Source organism: Collinsella ihumii (genome assembly GCF_030385545.1).
Lineage (GTDB): Bacteria > Actinomycetota > Coriobacteriia > Coriobacteriales > Coriobacteriaceae > Collinsella > Collinsella ihumii.
In genome coordinates this window covers 172,817-190,549 of sequence record NZ_JAUEIQ010000003.1, presented here as the reverse complement: position 1 = coordinate 190,549, position 17,733 = coordinate 172,817, and the positions used below count along the sequence as shown (strand labels likewise).

Sequence of the window (17,733 nt, the reverse complement as noted above, 5' to 3'; positions counted from 1 at the left end):
TTTAATGGGTTGTTTGGGGACGGGTTCGTTCCAACCCATCGGCAGCCGCGTAGGCGGCCGATGGGTTGGAACGAACCCGTCCCCAAACAACCCATTACGTTACTGGTATGTTACATAAGGTACCAGTTGGCAAGAGACGGGCGCGCGTCCCATACAATGAGCTGTCAGGCGTGATAAACCCCCTCGGGAGGCGTTGGTCGGCTTTTCCACGCGACGCGCGGCGCGCCCCCTCGGGATGAACCGAAAGGATTCGGCTATGTGCGGAATTGTCGGCTACACCGGTCTCGATACGGCGAAAGACGTCCTCATCACCGGCCTGAAGCGATTGGAGTACCGCGGCTACGATTCGGCGGGCGTGGCGCTCGAGCGCGCAGAGGGCGACGGCTGCGTGGTGGACATCGTGCGGCGCGTCGGCAAGGTCGCGGGCCTCGAGTCGGAGCTTGCGCAAAGGGATGACGCATCTACCTGCGGTATCGGCCACACACGGTGGGCCACGCACGGCGTCCCGTCGGTCGCCAACGCGCATCCCCACGCGAGCTGCGACGGGCGCATCGCGGTGGTACACAACGGCATCATCGAGAATTTCGCCGAGCTGCGCGCCGACCTCGAGGCGCGCGGGCACGTGTTCTCGAGCCAGACCGATACGGAGGTGTTCGCGCACCTGATCGAGGAGGCCTACGCAACGACGCACGACCTCGCCGCGGCGGTGCGGGCGGCGTGCGTGCACGTGGTGGGTGCCTATGGCCTGGCGGCGGTGTGCGCCGATGAGCCCGGCGTCATCATGGTGGCGCGAAAGGACAGCCCCATCGTGGTCGGGCGCGGGGAGCGGGGCAGCTACGTGGCGTCCGATGTCATCGCGCTCATCGACGCGACGCGCGACGTGGTGGTGCTCGAGGACGGCCAGTTCGCGCGGCTTGCGCCCGAGGGCATCGAGTACACCGACGCCGAGGGGCGGCGGATCGAGCCTGCGGTCACCCATATCGACTGGGATATCGATATGGCCGAAAAGGGCGGGTATCCCGACTTCATGCTCAAGGAGATCTACGAGCAGCCGCGCGTGGTGCGCGACACCTTGGTGGGCCGCCTCGCACCCAACGGCGAACTGGATATCGACGAGCTGGGCCTGTCGTTCGAGGAGCTCAATGTGATCGACCGCATCTACGTGATCGCGTGCGGTACGAGCTACCACGCGGGCCTCATCGCCAAGAACCTGATCGAGAGCTGGGCGCGCATCCCGTGCGAGGTCGAGGCGGCGAGCGAGTTCCGCTACCGAGACCCCATCATCACGCCGTCGACGCTCGTGGTCGCGGTCTCGCAGTCGGGCGAGACGGCCGACACGCTCGCCGCCATCCGCGACGCGCGCATCAAGGGCGCCAAAGTGTTCGGCATCACGAACGTGATCGGCAGCCCGGTGGCGCGAGAATCCGACGGCGTCATCTACACCAAGGCCAACAAGGAGATCGCGGTCGCCTCGACCAAGAGCTTCATCGGTCAGATCGTGAGCCTGACGCTGCTGGCGCTGCTGCTCGGGCAGGCGAAGGGCCGTCTGACGACCGGGCAGGTCCGCATGCTGTTCCACGAGTTGGGCGACACCTCTGCGCAGATCCAGCGCATCTTCGACACGCAGCTCGACGCCATCCACGAGGCGGCGTGCGCATGCCAGGGCGCGCAGTCCGCGCTGTTCGTCGGGCGCGGCATGGGCGCGGCCATCAGCTACGAGGGCGCGCTCAAGCTCAAAGAGGTGAGCTACCTGCACGCCGAGGCCTATGCGGCGGGCGAGATGAAGCACGGGCCGATCGCCCTGATCGAGCCGGGCTTCCCGGTGATCGCGGTGACGACCAAGAGCCCGACGTACGACAAAGTCGTATCGAATCTGAAGGAATGCGAGGCCCGCGGCGCGCGCATCATCGCGCTGGCGACCGAGGGCGACGAGGACATCAAGCGGATTGCCGACCATGTGATCTACATCCCGCCCGTCCGCGACGCGTTCTCGGCGATCACGGCGAGCGTGCCGCTGCAGCTGCTCGCCCGCGAGGTCGCCCTCATGCGCGGCTGCAACGTCGATCAACCGCGCAACCTCGCCAAGAGCGTCACCGTGGAGTGACGCGGCCAGCAGGCAGTGCAAATCGGGGGCGTACCTTCCGCGTGCATACATGCACGCGGAAGGTACGTCCCCGATTTGCACAGGGGCCCGTGGCCTTATAGCAGGGAGCGGACGCTCTCGCGCTCGATGAAGGTCGTGCTCATGTGGGTGACGCAGGTGTAGGCCTTGGGGTGCTCGACCTGCTCGATGAGCTTGCGCACCGCGATGCGGCCGAGGTCGGTGCGGGGGATGTGCACCGAGGTCAGCCCCGGGTGCACGATGCTGGCGAACTCGACGTCGTCGAAGCCGACCATGGAGATGTCGCCGGGGATGTCGTAGCCGCATTCGGCAAGCGCCTTCATGGCGCCGACGGCCAGCGCGTCGTTCTCGGCGAAAAACGCCGTGGGCAGCTCGGGATCCGTCTTGAGCCAGGCGAGCATGTCGCGGTAGGCGCTTTCCATCTTGTCGGTGCCGAGCGACACGCGGAACTTGTCCTGCGGCACCGCGCCGACCTCGGCGAGCGCGCGCTCGTAGCCGCGCTCGCGCAGCGGGAAGTTGCGGATGCGCAGCTTGCCGGCGAGATAGCCGATCTGGCGGTGCCCCATGCGCACGAGGTAGCGCACGGCGCGGTAGGCCGACCCCTCGTTGGAGAACAGGATCGACTCGATGAAATGGTTGTCGCTCTGGCCGTCGACGAGCACAAGCGGCACGGGGCAGTGGGCGAACAGGTCGTAGTCGTTTTGCGTCATCTCGGTGCCGAGCAGGATGATGCCGGAGGTCGGGTCGCCCATGATCTTGGCGAGCTCGTGCTCGCGCGCCGCGCAGTCGGCGAGCTCGACGGTGGTGTAGGAGACGGTCAGGCCGTGGTTGCGCGCCTCCTCCTCGACGCCGTTGACCACGGCGACGCGAAACGAGCCCTCGTCGAGCATGCGTCCGGAGTTGCGGCCCATGACGAACTGGACCTGGCGGAGCTTCGTGGTGCGGCGGTACCCGAGGTCGGCCGCCACGCGCTTGATCTCCGAGGCGGTCTGGTCGCTCACGCCGCGCTTGTTGTTCAGGGCGTTGGAGACGGTGGCGGGGGAGTAACCCGTCCGGCGGCTGATCTCGCGAACGCTTATCTTCGAGGACGGCATGGGGCCTCCCGAGAACAAAACATTTACTAAACACTTGGCAGTGTACTCCCAAACTAAGCCAAACAGTTCGAAAGCCGTTTAGCTTCCTGTGAACGGTAGGTAAACAGTTTTGCCGGTAATCGGATGGCGCGAGCGGTGCAATCCATCGCTGATGCTTTCGGAGGTGCTCAACAAATGACCTTCTTAAAGTGGCAAATTTCAAATGCCGTTCGCCAACGGATTGCTACCGTTCACAGGTTGGACCACCACAATAAACGGTCATCGTCATATAAATGTTTTGTCGATGTTTGGTGAACTGTTTGGTTAATGTTTATTAAGCGTTCGTTCAGCAAACATCCTCACCGATCGGGCGGAGACGCCCATTAGGCATACAGGCTGCAAGGCCTAAAGTTTTCCGGCGTGCGGGAGAGCGCGCTGGGGTGTATGGAAGGGGTATTCCATGAAAGAGGTTTCGAGGCGCGACTTCGTCAAGTTGAGCGCAGCTACGGCCGGTCTCGGTCTGACTGCGGGCGCGCTTGCGGGCTGCGACAACGGCGCTGCCGGCGGTTCCGGCTCCAGCGCTGGCGGCTCGGGCGAGAACATCAAGATCGGCGTCTCCATCTGGAGCTCCACGGACGCTCTGGGCTCCCTGTCCAAGAACATCCTCGACAAGGCCGCGGGCATCCTCGGCGTCGAGCTGTCCTACGTCGACCAGGGCCATGTCTCCGAGCAGGTCACCGCTTCCATCGAGACCCTCTGCGCCGCCGGCTGCCAGGGCATCATCGTCTGCAACTCCGCTGACTCCGAGATGCAGGCCGCTATCTCCACCTGCGATCAGAACATGGTCTACCTGGCCCAGTTCTACCGCATCATCAGCCAGGATAACAGCCCCGAGGTCTACGCTACCGCTGAGAACTCCCAGTACTACGTCGGCGCTGTCCACGAGGACGAGGTCGGCAACGGCGAGAAGCTCGTCGAGCTGCTGACCATGGACAACCCCGACGCCTACGAGGGCATCCAGAAGGGCGCCCGCAACATCTGCCTCGAGGCCTGGACCGTCGGCGACGCCACCTTCCAGCAGCGCTGGATCGGCTACCAGAACGGTGTCGACAAGTGGAACGAGGAGCATCCCGATGATCCCGTTACCATGACCGAGCCGGTGTACGCCAACACCTCCTCCTCCGAGGGCGCCAAGGTCACGCAGCAGTTCGTGAACAACAACCCTGACATGGACGCCCTGATCGTCGCCGGTGGCGGCGGCGACCCGCTGGTCGGCTCCATCGGCCAGCTCGCCAACATGAACCTCACCGGCACCATCCGCGTCGCCTCCACCGACTTCCTCGAGGACCTCAAGGAGCAGCTCGAGACCGGCGGTATGTACTGCGAGTCCGGCGGCCACTTCTGCGACCCGCTGTACGCGCTGCTGCTCGTCTACAACGCGATCCGCGGCAAGGAGGACTACGTCCCCGTCCAGGGCGAGTTCGGTAAGGACATCCAGTTCCCGTACGTCTTCGTGTCCTCTGTGGCCGAGTACGAGAACTACGAGAAGTACTTCGTCGACGACGACCCGTACAACGACGACGAAATCGCCGAGCTTGCCGATATGAGCTACGACGATCTGGCCAACGCCGCCACGTCGCTGTCCATCGACGACGTTATGGAGCGCCACGGCGCATAGCACCCATTCGTGCCATCTTCCTGAAACGGGGGGCAAGTACCCTTGCCGGGGCTTGTCCCCTGTTTTTCGGGTTGTCAACACCGAGTTCAACACCATTGGAAGGAGAGGTGTATGGACGCAATCAAGAAACTCCAGCAGAGTCAGTGGTTTGGCGTGGGCTTCCTCGTCATCCTCACGCTTCTTTGCTGGGCCATCTTCAAGGTGCTGCGCCCCGAGACGTTCGGCTCGCCCGAGCAGATCATGACCTATCTGCAGAGCGCGCTGATTTACGCCGTCGGCGGTTGCGGTATGTACTTCATCGTCACCCAGGGCCTGTGGGACTTCTCGATCGGCTCCGTCCTCGTGCTGTCCTGCCTGCTGTCCATCGGCTTCAGCCAGATGTTCGGCGTCGTGGGCCTCGTCGTCGCCCCGGTCCTGTGCGGCATCCTGCTGGGCTTCTTCAACGGCCTTGCCTACACGGTCCTGCGCATCCCGTCTCTGATCGTCACCACGGGCCTCTCGCTGATCTACGAGAGCTTCTCCGTGTTCGCCTCCAACTGGGCCGGCACCCGTCTGAGCTCTGAGTTCAACATGTTCGGCTCCTACCCCTACAACGTCATCCTGGCGCTCATCGCGTTTTTGCTGTGCGGCTTCATCCTGAAGTACACGAAGGTCGGCACCTACATCAACGCCATCGGCACCAACGAGCTCACCGCCAAGAACATGGGCGTGGACGTCGACAAGTACAAGTTCATCGCGTTCATCCTGTGCTCTGGCTTCGTGGGCGTCATGGCCGTTCTGTATATCGGCTACGGCACCGCCCAGACGCCCATGACCAACATGCTCTCCCAGTCCCTGAACTTCACGCCGCTCATGGGCGCATTCTTCGGTCTGGCCTTCAAGAAGTACGGCCATCCTGTCGTCGCCATCGTCATCGGCGAGCTCATCATCTCCATGATGTTCGCCGGCTTCGTTGCCCTCGGCATGCCCACGACCATCAACAACGTCGTCACCGGCGCCACGCTGCTGATCGTCGTTACCCTGACCGTCAAGCGCATCAAGGGCGCTGTCGTTAAGTAAAGGAGGGAACCACCATGGCAGAGAGCAAGCTGCTGCTTCACGCAGAGAAGATCGATAAGAAGTTCGGCCCCACGCACGCCGTCAAAGAGGTGTCCCTCGATTTCTACGCGGGCGAGATCCACGCCCTGATCGGCGAGAACGGCTCCGGTAAGTCCACGTTCACCAACATGCTGACGGGCATCCTGCCCATCGGCAGCGGCACGTTCACCCTGGACGGCGAGCAGATCGCCCCGAAGAACCAGGTCGACGGCAACCACCACGGCGTGGCCGTCATCGTCCAGGAGCTCGGCACCCTGAACGGCCTGACCGTGGCCGAGAACCTGTTCCTCGGCGACGAGGGCCGCTTCATGAAGTACGGCATCAAGAACACCGCCGCCATGAACAAGAAGGCCCAGGAGCTGCTCGACGGCTTCGGCCTGTCCAAGGTCCGCGCCACCGCGCCGATCGAGAACTACAACTTCGAGGAGCGCAAGATCATCGAGATCTTGAAGTCCACGTGGTTCGACCCGAAGATCCTGGTCGTTGACGAGACCACCACGGCCCTGTCCCAGGACGGCCGCGAGAAGCTGTTCGAGGTCATGCGCGACGTGCGCGCCAAGGGCCACTGCGTCATCTTCATCTCGCACGACATGGCCGAGGTCCTGGAGATGTCCGACCGCATCTCCATCCTGCGCGACGGTGACTACATCACCACCATCAACGCGTCCGACGTGGACGAGGACCGTCTGAAGACCCTCATGGTCGGCCGCGAGATGGGCGATAACTACTATCGTACCGACTACCCGAACTATGTGACCGAGCCCCAGGGCGAGATCGCGATCATGATGCAGAACGTCTCCGTCCCCGGCTCGCTCGACAACGTGTCGCTCGAGCTGCACAAGGGCGAGATCTTGGGCATCGGCGGTCTGTCCGAGTGCGGCATGCACGAGGTCGGCAAGGCCATGTTCGGTGCGTCGTATGACCGCGAGGGCATCGTCCAGCTGGGCGACGGCACCCCGATCAACGACATCAACGCCGCCATCAACAACTCCATCGCCTACGCCTCCAAGGACCGCGACAACGAGAGCCTGCTCATCAACGACACCATCCAGGACAACATCACGCTGCCCTCGATGCGCGACATGGGCCTCATCCTGAAGCAGAAGGACCTGAAGGCGTTCGCCAAGAAGTACGCGGACATCATGTCCACCAAGATGGTCGGCGTCGACCAGTACGTCTCGGCGCTGTCCGGCGGCAACAAGCAGAAGGTCGTCTTGGCCCGCTGGCTGGGCAAGCAGTCCAACATCCTGCTGCTCGACTCCCCGACCCGCGGCATCGACATCGGCGTCAAGGCCGACATCTACCAGCTGCTGGCCGAGATGCGCAACCAGGGCAAGGCGATCCTCATCATCTCCGAGGAGATCATGGAGCTCATCGGTATGTGCGACCGCATTCTGGTCATGAAGGACGGCAAGATCAACGGGCAGCTGTTCCGCAGCCCCGAGCTTACCGAGCAAGACATCATCGCGAAGATGATTTAAGGAGGCGAAACAGATGGCTTCTACAAATACGAAGGCTGCGGCCGAGGTCCAGGAGAAGAAATTCGACTGGCATCAGATCAAGAGCTACTTGCCCATCATCAGCTTCGTGGCGATCGTTGCGATCTTCGCCATCCTGACGGGCGGTGCGCTGATCACGCCGCGTAACATCACGCTGATTATCTCCGGCGGCTTCACCTTGATGATTGCCACCGTGGGCGTGTACATGATCATGTCCATGGGCTGCCTGGACTTCTCTCAGGGCTCCATGATGGGCCTGTCCTGCGCCGTGGTCTGCTTCCTGTCGCAGTACAACCCGATCCTCGCCATCGTCGGCGGCATGGCCACCGGCGCGCTGATCGGCCTCATCAACGCCCTGTTCCACGTCAAGGGCCAGGTTCAGTCCTTCGTCGTCACGATGTGCATGATGTTCCTGCTTCGCGGCGTCATCGCCTACATCACCACGTCGAGCCCGGTGTACGCCGCCACCTATCTGACGGCGCTCGCCACCAACACGCCGCTTTTGATCGGCATCGTCGTCGCGGTGCTCGTCATCGCCTACCTGGTGCTGCACTTCACCGCCCTCGGCTCCAACCTCAAGGCCATTGGCGCCTCTGAGTCCGGCGCCCGCTTCGCCGGCATCAACGTCCAGCGCACCAAGATCATCATCTACGTGGTCGCTGGCGCCATCACCGGCTTCGCCGCGCTCATCAACGCCATCCGCATCGGTTCGGTCACCTCGCAGGCCGGCAACATGCTCGAGACCCAGATCCTCATCGCTCTGGTTCTGGGCGGCATGCCCATCAACGGCGGCGCCCGCTCCCGCTTCTCCAGCGTGGTCACCGGCGTCCTGTCCTACCTCGTGCTCCAGCGCGGCCTCGTGATGCTGGGCTTCACCACCGAGATCCAGCAGCTGATCCTCGGTATCGTGTTCGTCATCATGGTCGCCGTCTTCTCCGAGCGTGCGGCTAACCAGGTCATCAAATAGCGACTCGCGGGGGCCGGGCGCACCGGTCCCCGCTTACCGCGTTGGATGCGAACCTGGCATCATCCCGTTTTGTCTATAAGGTTCTAGAGCAAGGAGAAAAACGCTATGCTCGAGATCAAGAAGTACAAGTTCTATTTCTGCCCGTGCACCCAGGACCTGTACGGCGACGAGGTGCTCCAGCATGTCGCCGAGCACTCCGCTGAGGTCGTGGCTGCGCTCAACGCTTCCGACAAGGTTCCCTTCGAGGTCGTGCTCAAGCCCAATCTGCTGACCGCCGACGTCATCCAGGCCACCTTCAACGAGGCCAACATGGATCCCGAGTGCGCCGGCATCATCACCTGGGCCCACACCTTCTCGCCCTCCAAGAACTACATCGCCGGTCTGCGCGATCTCCGCAAGCCGCTGTGCCAGTTCGCGACGCAGTACAACGAGGAGATCCCTTACGACACCATCGATATGGACTTCATGAACGAGAATCAGGCCGCCCATGGCGAGCGTGAGCTCGGTCACATCTTTGCCCGTATGCGCTGGAACCACAAGGTCATCTTCGGGTACTGGAAGGACGAGGCCGCCCTGGCCGAGCTGGGCCAGTGGCAGCGCGTCGCGGTCGGCATCAACGAGAGCCGCAACATCCGCGTGTGCCGCTTCGCCGACACCATGCGCAACGTCGCGGTGACCGACGGCGACAAGATCGAGGCCCAGCAGGTCTTCGGCTGGACCGTCGACGCATGGCCCATCAACGACCTGGTGCCCTATGTCGAGGCCGTCACCCCCGACGAGGTCAAGGCTCTCACCGACGAGTACTACGACACCTACGAGCTGGTGCTCGACGGCCGTGACCCGGAGGAGTTCCGTCGTCACGTCGAGGTCCAGGCCCAGCAGGAGATCGGTATCGAGCGCTTCCTGGTCGACCACAACTACAACGCCTTCTCCGATCACTTCGGTGACCTGGGCGGCCTGAAGCAGCTCCCGTCGCTCGCCATCCAGCGCCTCATGCAGAAGGGCTACGGCTTCGGCCCCGAGGGCGACTGGAAGACCCCGGCTATGGTTCGCCTCATGAAGGTCATGACCGCCGGCGACCCCAACGCCAAGGGCTCCGCCCTCATGGAGGACTACACCTACAACCTGGTCCCGGGCAAGGAGGGCATCCTCGAGTCCCACATGTCCGAGGTCGACCCGTCCGTGGCCGAGGGCAAGATCGCGATCCGCGCCACGCCGCTGTCCATGGGCGACCGTGAGGATCCGGCTCGCCTGATCTTCACCGCCAAGACCGGCCCCGCCATCGCCACCTCCCTCATCGACCTGGGCAACCGCTTCCGCCTGATCATCCAGGACGTCGACTGCAAGAAGGTCGAGAAGCCCATGCCGATGCTGCCCACCGGCACCGTGTTCTGGACTCCGCGCCCCAACCTCAAGGTTGGCACCGAGGCCTGGATCTACGCCGGCGGCGCGCATCACACCGCGTTCTCCTATGACCTCACCGCCGACCAGATGGTCGACTGGGCCGACGCCATGGGCATCGAGGCCGTCGTCATCGACGCCAACACCAACATCCGCGACTTCAAGCGCGACCTCAAGCTCGGCGAGGTGTACTACCGCTAATCGCAAGCGCGTACCGCCCGACAACTTGGGACCAGGTACAAACTTGTCAGGTATCACCGGCCGCGTCCCGCCCCGTCGGGGCGCGGCCTTCTTCTTTAAAAGGAGAGGCTCATGGCCATGACGAAAGAACAGATTGTTGCCGATATCGAGTCCGGTGCGACTGCGTTGGGCATCGAGTACGGCTCGACCCGCATCAAGGCGGTGCTTGTGGCGTCCGACAACGAGCCGATCGCCATCGGCGCCTTCGACTGGGAGAATTCCCTGGTCGACGGCTATTGGACCTATAGCGAGGACGAGATCTTCGCGGGTCTGGCCGCCGCCTACGCCGCGTGCAAGGCCAATGTTGCCGAGAAGTACGGCGTGACGCTCAAGAAGGTCGGCGCGCTGGGCATCTCCGCCATGATGCACGGTTATCTGCCGTTCGACGCCGAGGGCAACCTGCTGGTGCCGTTCCGCACCTGGCGCAACACCACCACGACCCAGGCCGCCCACGAGCTGTCCGAGCTCTTCGCGTTCCACACCCCGGAGCGCTGGAGCGTCTCCCACATCTACCAGGCCGTGCTCGGCGGCGAGGAGCATGTGGACAAGATCGACTTCTTCACCACGCTCGCCGGCTTTGCGCACTGGCGCCTCACGGGTGAGAAGGTGCTCTCCATCGGCGATGCGTCCGGCATGTTCCCCATCGACTCCACCACGCACGATTACGACGCCGCCATGCTCGCTAAGTTCGACGAACTCGTGGCATCCAAGGGCGTTGCCTGGAAGGTCGAGGACCTGCTGCCCAAGATCATGGTCGCGGGCGAGTGCGCCGGCCATCTGACCGCCGAGGGCGCCAAGCTGCTCGACGTCGACGGCGACCTGGAGCCCGGCTGCCCCGTCTGCCCGCCCGAGGGCGATGCCGGCACCGGCATGATCGCCACCAACTCCATCGCCCCGCGCACCGGCAACGTGTCGGCCGGCACCTCGGTGTTCTCCATGATCGTGCTCGAGCATGCGCTCAAGGACGCCACGATTCCCGAGATCGACCTCGTGACCACCCCGGTGGGCGACCCCGTCGCCATGGTGCACTGCAACAACTGCACCTCCGACATCAACGGCTGGGTCAACCTGCTGTGCGACTTCGCGTCGCTCATGGGCGCCGACGTGAACAAGGGCGATGCCTTCGTGAAACTCTTCAACGCTGCGCTCGACGGCGACAAGGACGCGGGCGGTCTCGTGTCCATCCCGTTCATCTCCGGCGAAACCGTCATGGGCGTCCAGACCGGCTACCCGATGGTCCTGCGCGGCCAGAACTCCAAGTTCAGCATCGCCAACTTCATGCGCATGAACATCATGGCCGCCTTCGGCGCGCTTGCCGCGGGCAACGAGGTGCTGCGTGCCGAGGGCGTCAAGATCGACAAGCTCTACGGTCACGGCGGCATCTTCAAGACCCCGAAGGTCGCCCAGAGCCTGCTCGCCGCGGCCCTTGAGGCGCCGGTGACCGTCATGGCCACCGCCGGCGAGGGCGGCGCCTGGGGCCAGGCCGTCGCCGCCGCCTACATGGCGTGGCATGAGGAGGGCGAGTCGCTCGCCGACTACCTCAACAACAAGGTCTTCGCCGACATGGAGGGCACGACGCTCGAGCCCGATCCTGCCGACGTCGAGGGCTACCGCGCGTTCCTCGCCACCTTCAAGAAGGCCAACGAGGCCGAGAAGGCTGCTGAGCGCGCCTTCGCGTAACCGTTTTTCGCCACCCCTTCTAGCGGTCGCCGGGCGGGACGCACCGAGCGCCCGGCGACCGTCCTTCCGGGATGCGGAACGATCCGCATCCTTTGCGAGAAAGGATATTCGCTCATGATGCTCAAGGAGCTTCGCGAGAAGGTCTATGAGGCCAACATGGACCTTCCCAAGCATGGTCTGGTCGTCTTCACCTGGGGCAACGCCTCCGAGTTCGACCGCGAGAGCGGCCTGTTCGTGATCAAGCCCTCCGGCGTTGACTACGACAAGCTTTCGCCCGAGTCCATGGTCGTGTGCGATCTGGACGGCAAGGTCGTCGAGGGCGACCTCAACCCGTCTTCCGACACGCCCACCCACGCGTACCTGTATCGCGAGTGGGGCGACAAGATCGGCGGCGTCGTGCACACGCACTCCGCGTGGGCGGTGTCGTGGGCGCAGGCCGGCCGTGACATCCCGGCGTACGGCACGACCCACGCCGACTACTTCTACGGTCCCATCCCCTGCATGCGCGGTCTGACCGAAGAGGAGATCGAGGAGGCCTACGAGCTCAACACCGGCAAGGTGATCGTCGAGGGCTTCGCCGAGCGCGATATCGACCCGATCGCCGTGCCCGCGGTGCTCGTGCGCAACCACGGCCCCTTCACCTGGGGCAAGGACGCCGATGCAGCCGTGTACCACGCGGTCGTGCTCGACGAGGTTGCCAAGATGGCCGCCCGCACCGAGATGCTGCAGGACGGCGTGGCTCCCGCCCCGCAGTATCTGCAGGACAAGCACTACCTGCGCAAGCACGGCCCCAACGCCTACTACGGCCAGGGCGGCGCTCACTAACACATACGCTAGATATGAGGGCCCCGCACGGGGCCCTCGGCATGTCGGTGGGGTGGGCCTCGCGCGCGGCGCTCTCCACGACACCCGCGCGCCGATGACACAGAACGGACCGTTTGGCACGCTAAAGGGGGTTCATAAAACCAGTTAGCGTGCCAAACGGTCCGCTCTGTGTCATCGGGGCCTACTTATGCACTTCGCCGGGTCGCACGCATCTCCATCGCCTCCGGTCTGGGCAGACCGGCAAGATACCGCAGCTCGCGGGCGTGCCGGGTTTCCTGCTGCACTTCACGCCAAGAGGTAGACCGTTTGGTTGCTTGCCCCCTCGGTGCGGATCAAGCCCTCGGCGACCATCGCGCTCAGCAGACGCTTCGCCTTCGTGCTGCCGACCCCGAGAGCCTCCTGTATCTCGATACGCTTGGATGGGCCGTGCATTTCGATGTAGCGCAGCACCCGCTGACGCTCTCCTGAAGGGGTTGCAAGGGTAGCGGGGCCGCTCGCTGTGGCCGAATCGGCAAAGGCGGATGCGGTCCCAAGCGGCACGACCAGCTTCGTGCAGTCAGGGTCGTACGAGACGTGCATGGTCGGCGGTTCCGCCTGCGCTTGGCGGCAGGCGCGCTGTATGGCATCAAGGCCGCTGCCTGCGCGCTCGCATGCTGCCAGAAGGCTGAACATCTTCATGAGCGTCGGGTTGCGCGTGTCGGAGATGCCTCCCTGCAGGGCGACTTCGACGGGCACGCGCATGTCGCCCGGGTTGGAGAATTCCACGCGGTTACGGTACTTCTGAACAACGATCGGCCTTCGACCCAGGTAGTCGGCGTGAATGAGCGTATTGACGAGCCCTTCGCGCAGGGCGTCGTGCATGGGCGTGCTCTCGATGCGCAGCTGGTTGCCATCGAGTCCGAATGGCTTTTTGAGGTCTGCCGTGAGGCGGTTCGAAACCTTGAGCCAAAACTCGAAGACGTTCCCGCTCCAATCTCCGCTGTTGCTTACGAGGCGATCACTCCACCGCGCGGCGCCTTCTTCGTATACCTCCCGCATGTGGGGAGCCCGGACGCGTCCGGACGCGTCCGGACGCGTCCGGACGCGCTGCGGGAGCATGTCTACCTGTGCTGTTCGCTACGCTTCAAGTCGGACGCCGAGCTCGCGGCAGAGGATGCGGGCGGTCTCGGTTGCCGCGAGGGCGCAGTGCGCTTGGCATTGGGCGATGCGCTCCGGGCTCGTCCACTCCATGCCGCGCGTGAGGATGCGGCAGCAGGGCGTATGCTTGCCGGTTCCTGCGCAAAACGCGTCGTGCAGCTCGGCGGCAACCGGTTTGGTGCGCTCCTTGGTTTCCAGCATGAGGCCCAGAAACGCCACGCCGCCGGCGAGCGCGCCGCAGATGCAGCCGGAGCCTCCGACGCCTTTGCCCATGCCGGCGCCCATAGAGACCACGGAACGCGGGAAGTCCGGCTCAAAGGCATCCCACAGCGCGGCGATGACCGATTCGCCGCAGTTCATGTGGTTCGGCCCGGGACGATTGTTTGCTTTCGCCGCCGACTCGACGGCGCTGATGCTCACGCAGTCGCGCATGGGGTTCTCCTATCTCGATGGATGGCAGGGCAGTGATAATGCTGCCACAACAATACTCCATCTGCCGCCGGGGACCTGTCACGCGGCGGGGTGGTGCTCAAGCCGTCGTCGAAGCATGGGCCTGCCAGGTGCGGGCTAAGGCGCGGTAGCGAGCCGCGAACAGGCTGCCGCGCTGCCAGATGAGCTCGAAGTGGTGCTCGATAGACACGTCGGCAGGCGTGACGTCGGCAAGCTCGCGGTGAGCAAGCTCGCTCTCCACGGCGGCGCGGTATAAAAACGAGATGCCCGCTCCGGCTCGAACGCACGCCTTGATGGCGGGGATGCTCGCCAGCTCGATGATGCCGGCAAAGTCGCGTACGGACAGGTTGCGCACGGCGAGATACCGCTCGAGGATCTCTCGCGTGCCCGATCCGGGCTCACGCAGGATGATCCGTTGCCCCAGCAGGTCCTCAAGGCGCGTGGCGTCGAGTGCGTGCCGGGCGATCGCGACATAGGGCTCGCATGAAAAGACGACATGGTCAAAGCGCGCGCGATCGAACGAGCCTTCCACCAGCGCGAAGTCGATGGCGCCGGCTTCGATCTGGTTCAGTAGCTCCGCGGTGTTCTCCACCTGCATAAGTATCTGGTCGTCGGGGCGACAGGCCAGATGTTTTGCCAGGATGCGCGGCGCCACGTAGTCTGCGACGGTGCGCGTGCATCCGAAGCGCAAGGGTGCGCGCACGGCGGCGTTTTCGTTAAGCGAGCTGAGTTCGCGCTGCAGCCGCTCCTCGTCGTTGGCCATGGCGCCAAGCGCACAGAACAGCTCGTCGCCGGCAGGCGTCGGCTCGATGCCTCGCCCGGCTTTTGCAAAGAGCGCACATCCGTATTGCTGTTCGAGCTGGCGGATGTGTTGGGACACGGCGGGCTGCGAGATATGCAGCTCCTCGGCGGCGCGGGTGTAGCTGCGCTGCCGGCAGACTTCCAAAAACGTGTAGGCGCGGTAGTCGAGCATCGAGGCCTCCGGTTCGCTCCATCGGGTTCTCAACTCATCAGAAAATCAAATAGATAGATAAGCAACCAGCTAGAAATAATTATAGCTCCAGGGCGTAGCATGTCATCGAAGCAACGATGCAGATGAAAGGATGCGGCATGGAGCTGGTGAAAGACCTTAAGGGGACGTGGAAGGGCGTGCTGTTCTGCTTGGCGATCGCGCTGCCCGCGTGGCTGCTCGGCAAACAGTTCGAGGTGATCGGCGGCCCGGTGTTCGCCATCCTGATCGGCATGGTGCTGGCGCTCGTGGTGCCTGCGCGTGCCGGTGAGCCGCTGCAGAAGGGCGTCAAGTTTACGTCGAAAAAGGTGCTCCAGTATGCCGTCATCCTGCTCGGTTTCGGCCTGAACCTCGCACAGATCGCGCAGGTGGGCGCCACGTCGCTGCCGATCATCGTCTCCACGATCGCCACGTCGCTCATCGTGTCCTTCGTGCTCTGCCGTGCGCTGAACATCCCCGGCAAGATCTCCACGCTGGTCGGCGTGGGCTCGTCTATCTGCGGAGGGTCGGCCATCGCCGCCACCGCGCCGGTCATCGATGCCGATGACGAGGAGATCGCCCAGGCCATCAGCGTCATTTTCCTGTTCAACGTCATCGCGGCGCTCGTGTTCCCCACGCTCGGCGGGATGCTCGGTCTCACCAACGAGGGCTTCGGCCTGTTCGCGGGAACGGCGGTCAACGACACCTCCTCGGTGACGGCGGCTGCGGCAGCATGGGACGGCATGCACCCCGGCGCCAACACGCTCGACGCGGCGACGATCGTCAAGCTGACCCGTACGCTGGCCATCATCCCCATCACGCTTGCGCTTGCGTTCTGGCAGGTGCGCCGCGCCAAGCGCGCTGCAGCCGCAGGCGAGGGGGACGGCCAGGCCGCGGGCACGTTCGACCTCAAGAAGATCTTCCCGTTCTTCATCGTCTTTTTCGTGCTGGCGAGCGTTATCACCACGGTGTTCGCATTGCCTGCGACGGTGACCGCGCCCATCAAGGAGCTCTCGAAGTTCTTCATCATCATGGCGATGGCGGCGATTGGCTTCAACACGAACATCGTCAAGCTCGTGCGTACGGGCGGGAAACCGATTCTGATGGGTCTTGTCTGCTGGATCGCCATCGCGTGCGTGTCGCTCGGCATGCAGCACGTTCTGGGCATCTGGTAGCTGAAGAGCTCGCAGGGGCGCATGTCCCGCACGACAACAAAGCCTATTTTGCGCGGGGGTGGTCTCAGGGCCACCCCCGTTTCCTCGTGTGGACCGAATCCAGCCCAACCGGTGTTCCGAGCCTCCTGCCGACCCCCGCACTTTTTCATGAATAAGTGTAGGTTCGGTTTGGCGTTTCCCCAGGAAAGGGCTGTTCGACCACGAGGTTTTTCATGAATTAGGGGAGCCCTTTCGATGAGGGGCGGCGGGGCGGGAGCGGGTGCGGACGGCTCGACGGCACCGGGCGACGATACCGCCTCCTCACAAGACGTCGGGAGAGGTATCGAGAGGGCGCGGCACGGATCGGTCAGTGTCTCCAGAAAGCTCTATGCCGTGGAGTGCGGCATAATCTAGGCAAAAGCTTTTGAGCACAGGGAAGTCGGCAACCACCGTGTTCCAGATGGCTGCGCGATCGAGCTTGCCATAGTCGTGGGCGAAGATATTACGCATGCCGTGAATGGCACGCCATGGAATAGTCGGGTGCTCGCGCCTCGTTTCGTCAGACATGTTGCCAGCCTCCTCAGTGGCGCGGAATACGCACATGAAGATCGCGTCGACATTGATGCGCCCTTGTAGCGATTCATCTGATACGAAGCGCTCTTTGGTGAGTTTGAGTGCAGCGACACGTTCCTCCGTTTCGTTTAGGACGTGCCAAAGCTCAGCAACACGGCTGTCATCCGTGTTACGTGCGCTCATAGATTGTCACCCCGTCTCGTTCGATTGCGCGGGCAAAGTCATCGTTTCCCAGGTCGTGTCGAGAAACGATGTCAACAGATTTCCCTGTGGCCTCTTGTACGTCTTGGAGGAATTCGGAAAGGTCGAATAGCGTCAGCGCTCCTTCGTCGTAAGCAATGCGCAGGTCGATGTCGCTGTCGGGTCGCGCTTCCCCGCGCGCATACGAGCCAAAAAGCACAACGTCGGAAATGCCTGGCACGCGCATGGCGGCTTGGGCGACAGCGACGGCTATCTCGTTGCGCGAGAGAACGCGCTGTGCGGGTTGCGCCGCCACGCGGGTGCGCAGGGGATCGGTGCTGATTTCGAACGGGATGCGCCGCTCACGAAGGGTTTGCCTAGCGAACAGATTGATGGCGGTGGAGACGCTCATGCCAACCTCTTCGCAAAATGCTGCAAAGGCGGCTTTGGTATCGCTGTCCATGCGTACACTGAGAACTGATTGCGACATATGATCACCTCTGTATGACATTGTATAGCAAATCGAATACATATACGATGATCAATCCGAAACGATGCATTGGGTGGGGTCAGCGCAAAGGGTGCGGTTGCACATGAGGAGGGCGGGTCTGCGTTGGGCTCTGCCATCAGGCTCTGCACGTCGAATGCCGCATGCGAACGGGAGATAG

General features: G+C 63.4%; 15 protein-coding genes. 9 read left to right on the top strand and 6 right to left on the bottom strand.

Annotated elements, in window-relative coordinates:
• The first annotated feature begins 256 nt into the window (after nt 1–256).
• Nucleotides 257–2,104 carry a glutamine--fructose-6-phosphate transaminase (isomerizing) gene (gene glmS, locus QVN30_RS04690; protein ID WP_204541423.1) on the top strand — a complete coding sequence of 616 codons (1,848 nt, stop codon included), beginning with the start codon at nt 257–259 and terminating at the stop codon, nt 2,102–2,104.
• Nucleotides 2,105–2,199: 95 nt separating this feature from the next.
• Here the strand turns inward: glmS and QVN30_RS04685 are convergent, their stop codons facing one another.
• Nucleotides 2,200–3,216, bottom strand: a complete 1,017-nt coding sequence (locus QVN30_RS04685) for a LacI family DNA-binding transcriptional regulator (protein ID WP_204571589.1) — start codon at nt 3,214–3,216, stop codon at nt 2,200–2,202.
• A 439-nt stretch (nt 3,217–3,655) separates the two neighbouring features.
• On the opposite strand from QVN30_RS04685, the gene QVN30_RS04680 reads away from it, so the two are divergent.
• The 7 genes from QVN30_RS04680 to QVN30_RS04650 all read left to right on the top strand — a co-directional run bounded on the left by QVN30_RS04680 (nt 3,656) and on the right by QVN30_RS04650 (nt 12,583).
• Nucleotides 3,656–4,873 (top strand): sugar ABC transporter substrate-binding protein, encoded by a 1,218-nt coding sequence (locus QVN30_RS04680; RefSeq protein WP_204563250.1) that lies wholly within the window; start codon nt 3,656–3,658, stop codon nt 4,871–4,873.
• A 111-nt stretch (nt 4,874–4,984) separates the two neighbouring features.
• Nucleotides 4,985–5,932 (top strand): ABC transporter permease, encoded by a 948-nt coding sequence (locus tag QVN30_RS04675; protein WP_204563249.1) that lies wholly within the window; start codon nt 4,985–4,987, stop codon nt 5,930–5,932.
• 14 nt (nt 5,933–5,946) lie between these two features.
• Nucleotides 5,947–7,452: a sugar ABC transporter ATP-binding protein gene (locus QVN30_RS04670; protein ID WP_204563248.1), complete on the top strand. Its 1,506-nt coding sequence runs from the start codon at nt 5,947–5,949 to the stop codon at nt 7,450–7,452.
• Nucleotides 7,453–7,465: 13 nt separating this feature from the next.
• Nucleotides 7,466–8,437 carry an ABC transporter permease gene (locus QVN30_RS04665; RefSeq protein ID WP_204563247.1) on the top strand — a complete coding sequence of 324 codons (972 nt, stop codon included), beginning with the start codon at nt 7,466–7,468 and terminating at the stop codon, nt 8,435–8,437.
• A gap of 105 nt (nt 8,438–8,542) precedes the next feature.
• Entirely contained in the window at nt 8,543–10,039 is a 1,497-nt protein-coding gene (gene araA, locus QVN30_RS04660; protein ID WP_289835626.1) for an L-arabinose isomerase, read from the top strand.
• Nucleotides 10,040–10,150: 111 nt separating this feature from the next.
• A complete protein-coding gene (locus QVN30_RS04655; RefSeq protein WP_289835625.1) occupies nt 10,151–11,758 on the top strand; it encodes a xylulokinase in 1,608 nt (535 codons plus the stop codon).
• Nucleotides 11,759–11,872: 114 nt separating this feature from the next.
• Nucleotides 11,873–12,583 carry an L-ribulose-5-phosphate 4-epimerase gene (locus tag QVN30_RS04650; protein WP_289835624.1) on the top strand — a complete coding sequence of 237 codons (711 nt, stop codon included), beginning with the start codon at nt 11,873–11,875 and terminating at the stop codon, nt 12,581–12,583.
• Between the two features lie 285 nt (nt 12,584–12,868).
• Here QVN30_RS04650 and QVN30_RS04645 read toward each other — a convergent pair whose 3' ends face one another.
• From QVN30_RS04645 to QVN30_RS04635, 3 genes are all read right to left on the bottom strand, one after another.
• Entirely contained in the window at nt 12,869–13,621 is a 753-nt protein-coding gene (locus tag QVN30_RS04645) for an ATP-binding protein (protein ID WP_289835623.1), read from the bottom strand.
• A 78-nt stretch (nt 13,622–13,699) separates the two neighbouring features.
• Nucleotides 13,700–14,080 (bottom strand): C-GCAxxG-C-C family (seleno)protein, encoded by a 381-nt coding sequence (locus QVN30_RS04640; RefSeq protein ID WP_289835622.1) that lies wholly within the window; start codon nt 14,078–14,080, stop codon nt 13,700–13,702.
• A gap of 169 nt (nt 14,081–14,249) precedes the next feature.
• Nucleotides 14,250–15,143 carry a LysR family transcriptional regulator gene (locus tag QVN30_RS04635; RefSeq protein ID WP_289835621.1) on the bottom strand — a complete coding sequence of 298 codons (894 nt, stop codon included), beginning with the start codon at nt 15,141–15,143 and terminating at the stop codon, nt 14,250–14,252.
• A 137-nt stretch (nt 15,144–15,280) separates the two neighbouring features.
• Between QVN30_RS04635 and QVN30_RS04630 the strand changes: the two genes are divergently transcribed.
• Complete coding sequence (locus QVN30_RS04630; protein WP_289835620.1) at nt 15,281–16,333, top strand: YeiH family protein; 1,053 nt, start codon at nt 15,281–15,283, stop codon at nt 16,331–16,333.
• A gap of 300 nt (nt 16,334–16,633) precedes the next feature.
• On the opposite strand, the gene QVN30_RS04625 is transcribed toward QVN30_RS04630, so the two are convergent.
• Together QVN30_RS04625 and QVN30_RS04620 are read right to left on the bottom strand one after the other, a co-directional pair.
• Entirely contained in the window at nt 16,634–17,068 is a 435-nt protein-coding gene (locus QVN30_RS04625) for a HepT-like ribonuclease domain-containing protein (protein ID WP_289835619.1), read from the bottom strand.
• Nucleotides 17,055–17,555: a type II toxin-antitoxin system RelB/DinJ family antitoxin gene (locus tag QVN30_RS04620; RefSeq protein ID WP_289835618.1), complete on the bottom strand. Its 501-nt coding sequence runs from the start codon at nt 17,553–17,555 to the stop codon at nt 17,055–17,057. Before QVN30_RS04620 ends, QVN30_RS04625 begins: the two co-directional genes overlap by 14 nt.
• Nucleotides 17,556–17,733: the final 178 nt, after the last annotated feature.

Bases quoted from the DNA above. Each gene is read 5' to 3' on its own strand.
- glmS (WP_204541423.1), top strand. From the start codon at position 257: ATGTGCGGAATTGTCGGCTACACCGGTCTCGATACGGCGAAAGACGTC.
- QVN30_RS04675 (WP_204563249.1), top strand. From the start codon at position 4,985: ATGGACGCAATCAAGAAACTCCAGCAGAGTCAGTGGTTTGGCGTGGGC.
- QVN30_RS04650 (WP_289835624.1), top strand. From the start codon at position 11,873: ATGATGCTCAAGGAGCTTCGCGAGAAGGTCTATGAGGCCAACATGGAC.
- QVN30_RS04670 (WP_204563248.1), top strand. From the start codon at position 5,947: ATGGCAGAGAGCAAGCTGCTGCTTCACGCAGAGAAGATCGATAAGAAG.
- QVN30_RS04655 (WP_289835625.1), top strand. From the start codon at position 10,151: ATGGCCATGACGAAAGAACAGATTGTTGCCGATATCGAGTCCGGTGCG.
- QVN30_RS04620 (WP_289835618.1), bottom strand. From the start codon at position 17,555: ATGTCGCAATCAGTTCTCAGTGTACGCATGGACAGCGATACCAAAGCC.
- QVN30_RS04680 (WP_204563250.1), top strand. From the start codon at position 3,656: ATGAAAGAGGTTTCGAGGCGCGACTTCGTCAAGTTGAGCGCAGCTACG.
- QVN30_RS04665 (WP_204563247.1), top strand. From the start codon at position 7,466: ATGGCTTCTACAAATACGAAGGCTGCGGCCGAGGTCCAGGAGAAGAAA.
- QVN30_RS04630 (WP_289835620.1), top strand. From the start codon at position 15,281: ATGGAGCTGGTGAAAGACCTTAAGGGGACGTGGAAGGGCGTGCTGTTC.
- QVN30_RS04685 (WP_204571589.1), bottom strand. From the start codon at position 3,216: ATGCCGTCCTCGAAGATAAGCGTTCGCGAGATCAGCCGCCGGACGGGT.
- araA (WP_289835626.1), top strand. From the start codon at position 8,543: ATGCTCGAGATCAAGAAGTACAAGTTCTATTTCTGCCCGTGCACCCAG.
- QVN30_RS04625 (WP_289835619.1), bottom strand. From the start codon at position 17,068: ATGAGCGCACGTAACACGGATGACAGCCGTGTTGCTGAGCTTTGGCAC.
- QVN30_RS04645 (WP_289835623.1), bottom strand. From the start codon at position 13,621: ATGCGGGAGGTATACGAAGAAGGCGCCGCGCGGTGGAGTGATCGCCTC.
- QVN30_RS04635 (WP_289835621.1), bottom strand. From the start codon at position 15,143: ATGCTCGACTACCGCGCCTACACGTTTTTGGAAGTCTGCCGGCAGCGC.
- QVN30_RS04640 (WP_289835622.1), bottom strand. From the start codon at position 14,080: ATGAACTGCGGCGAATCGGTCATCGCCGCGCTGTGGGATGCCTTTGAG.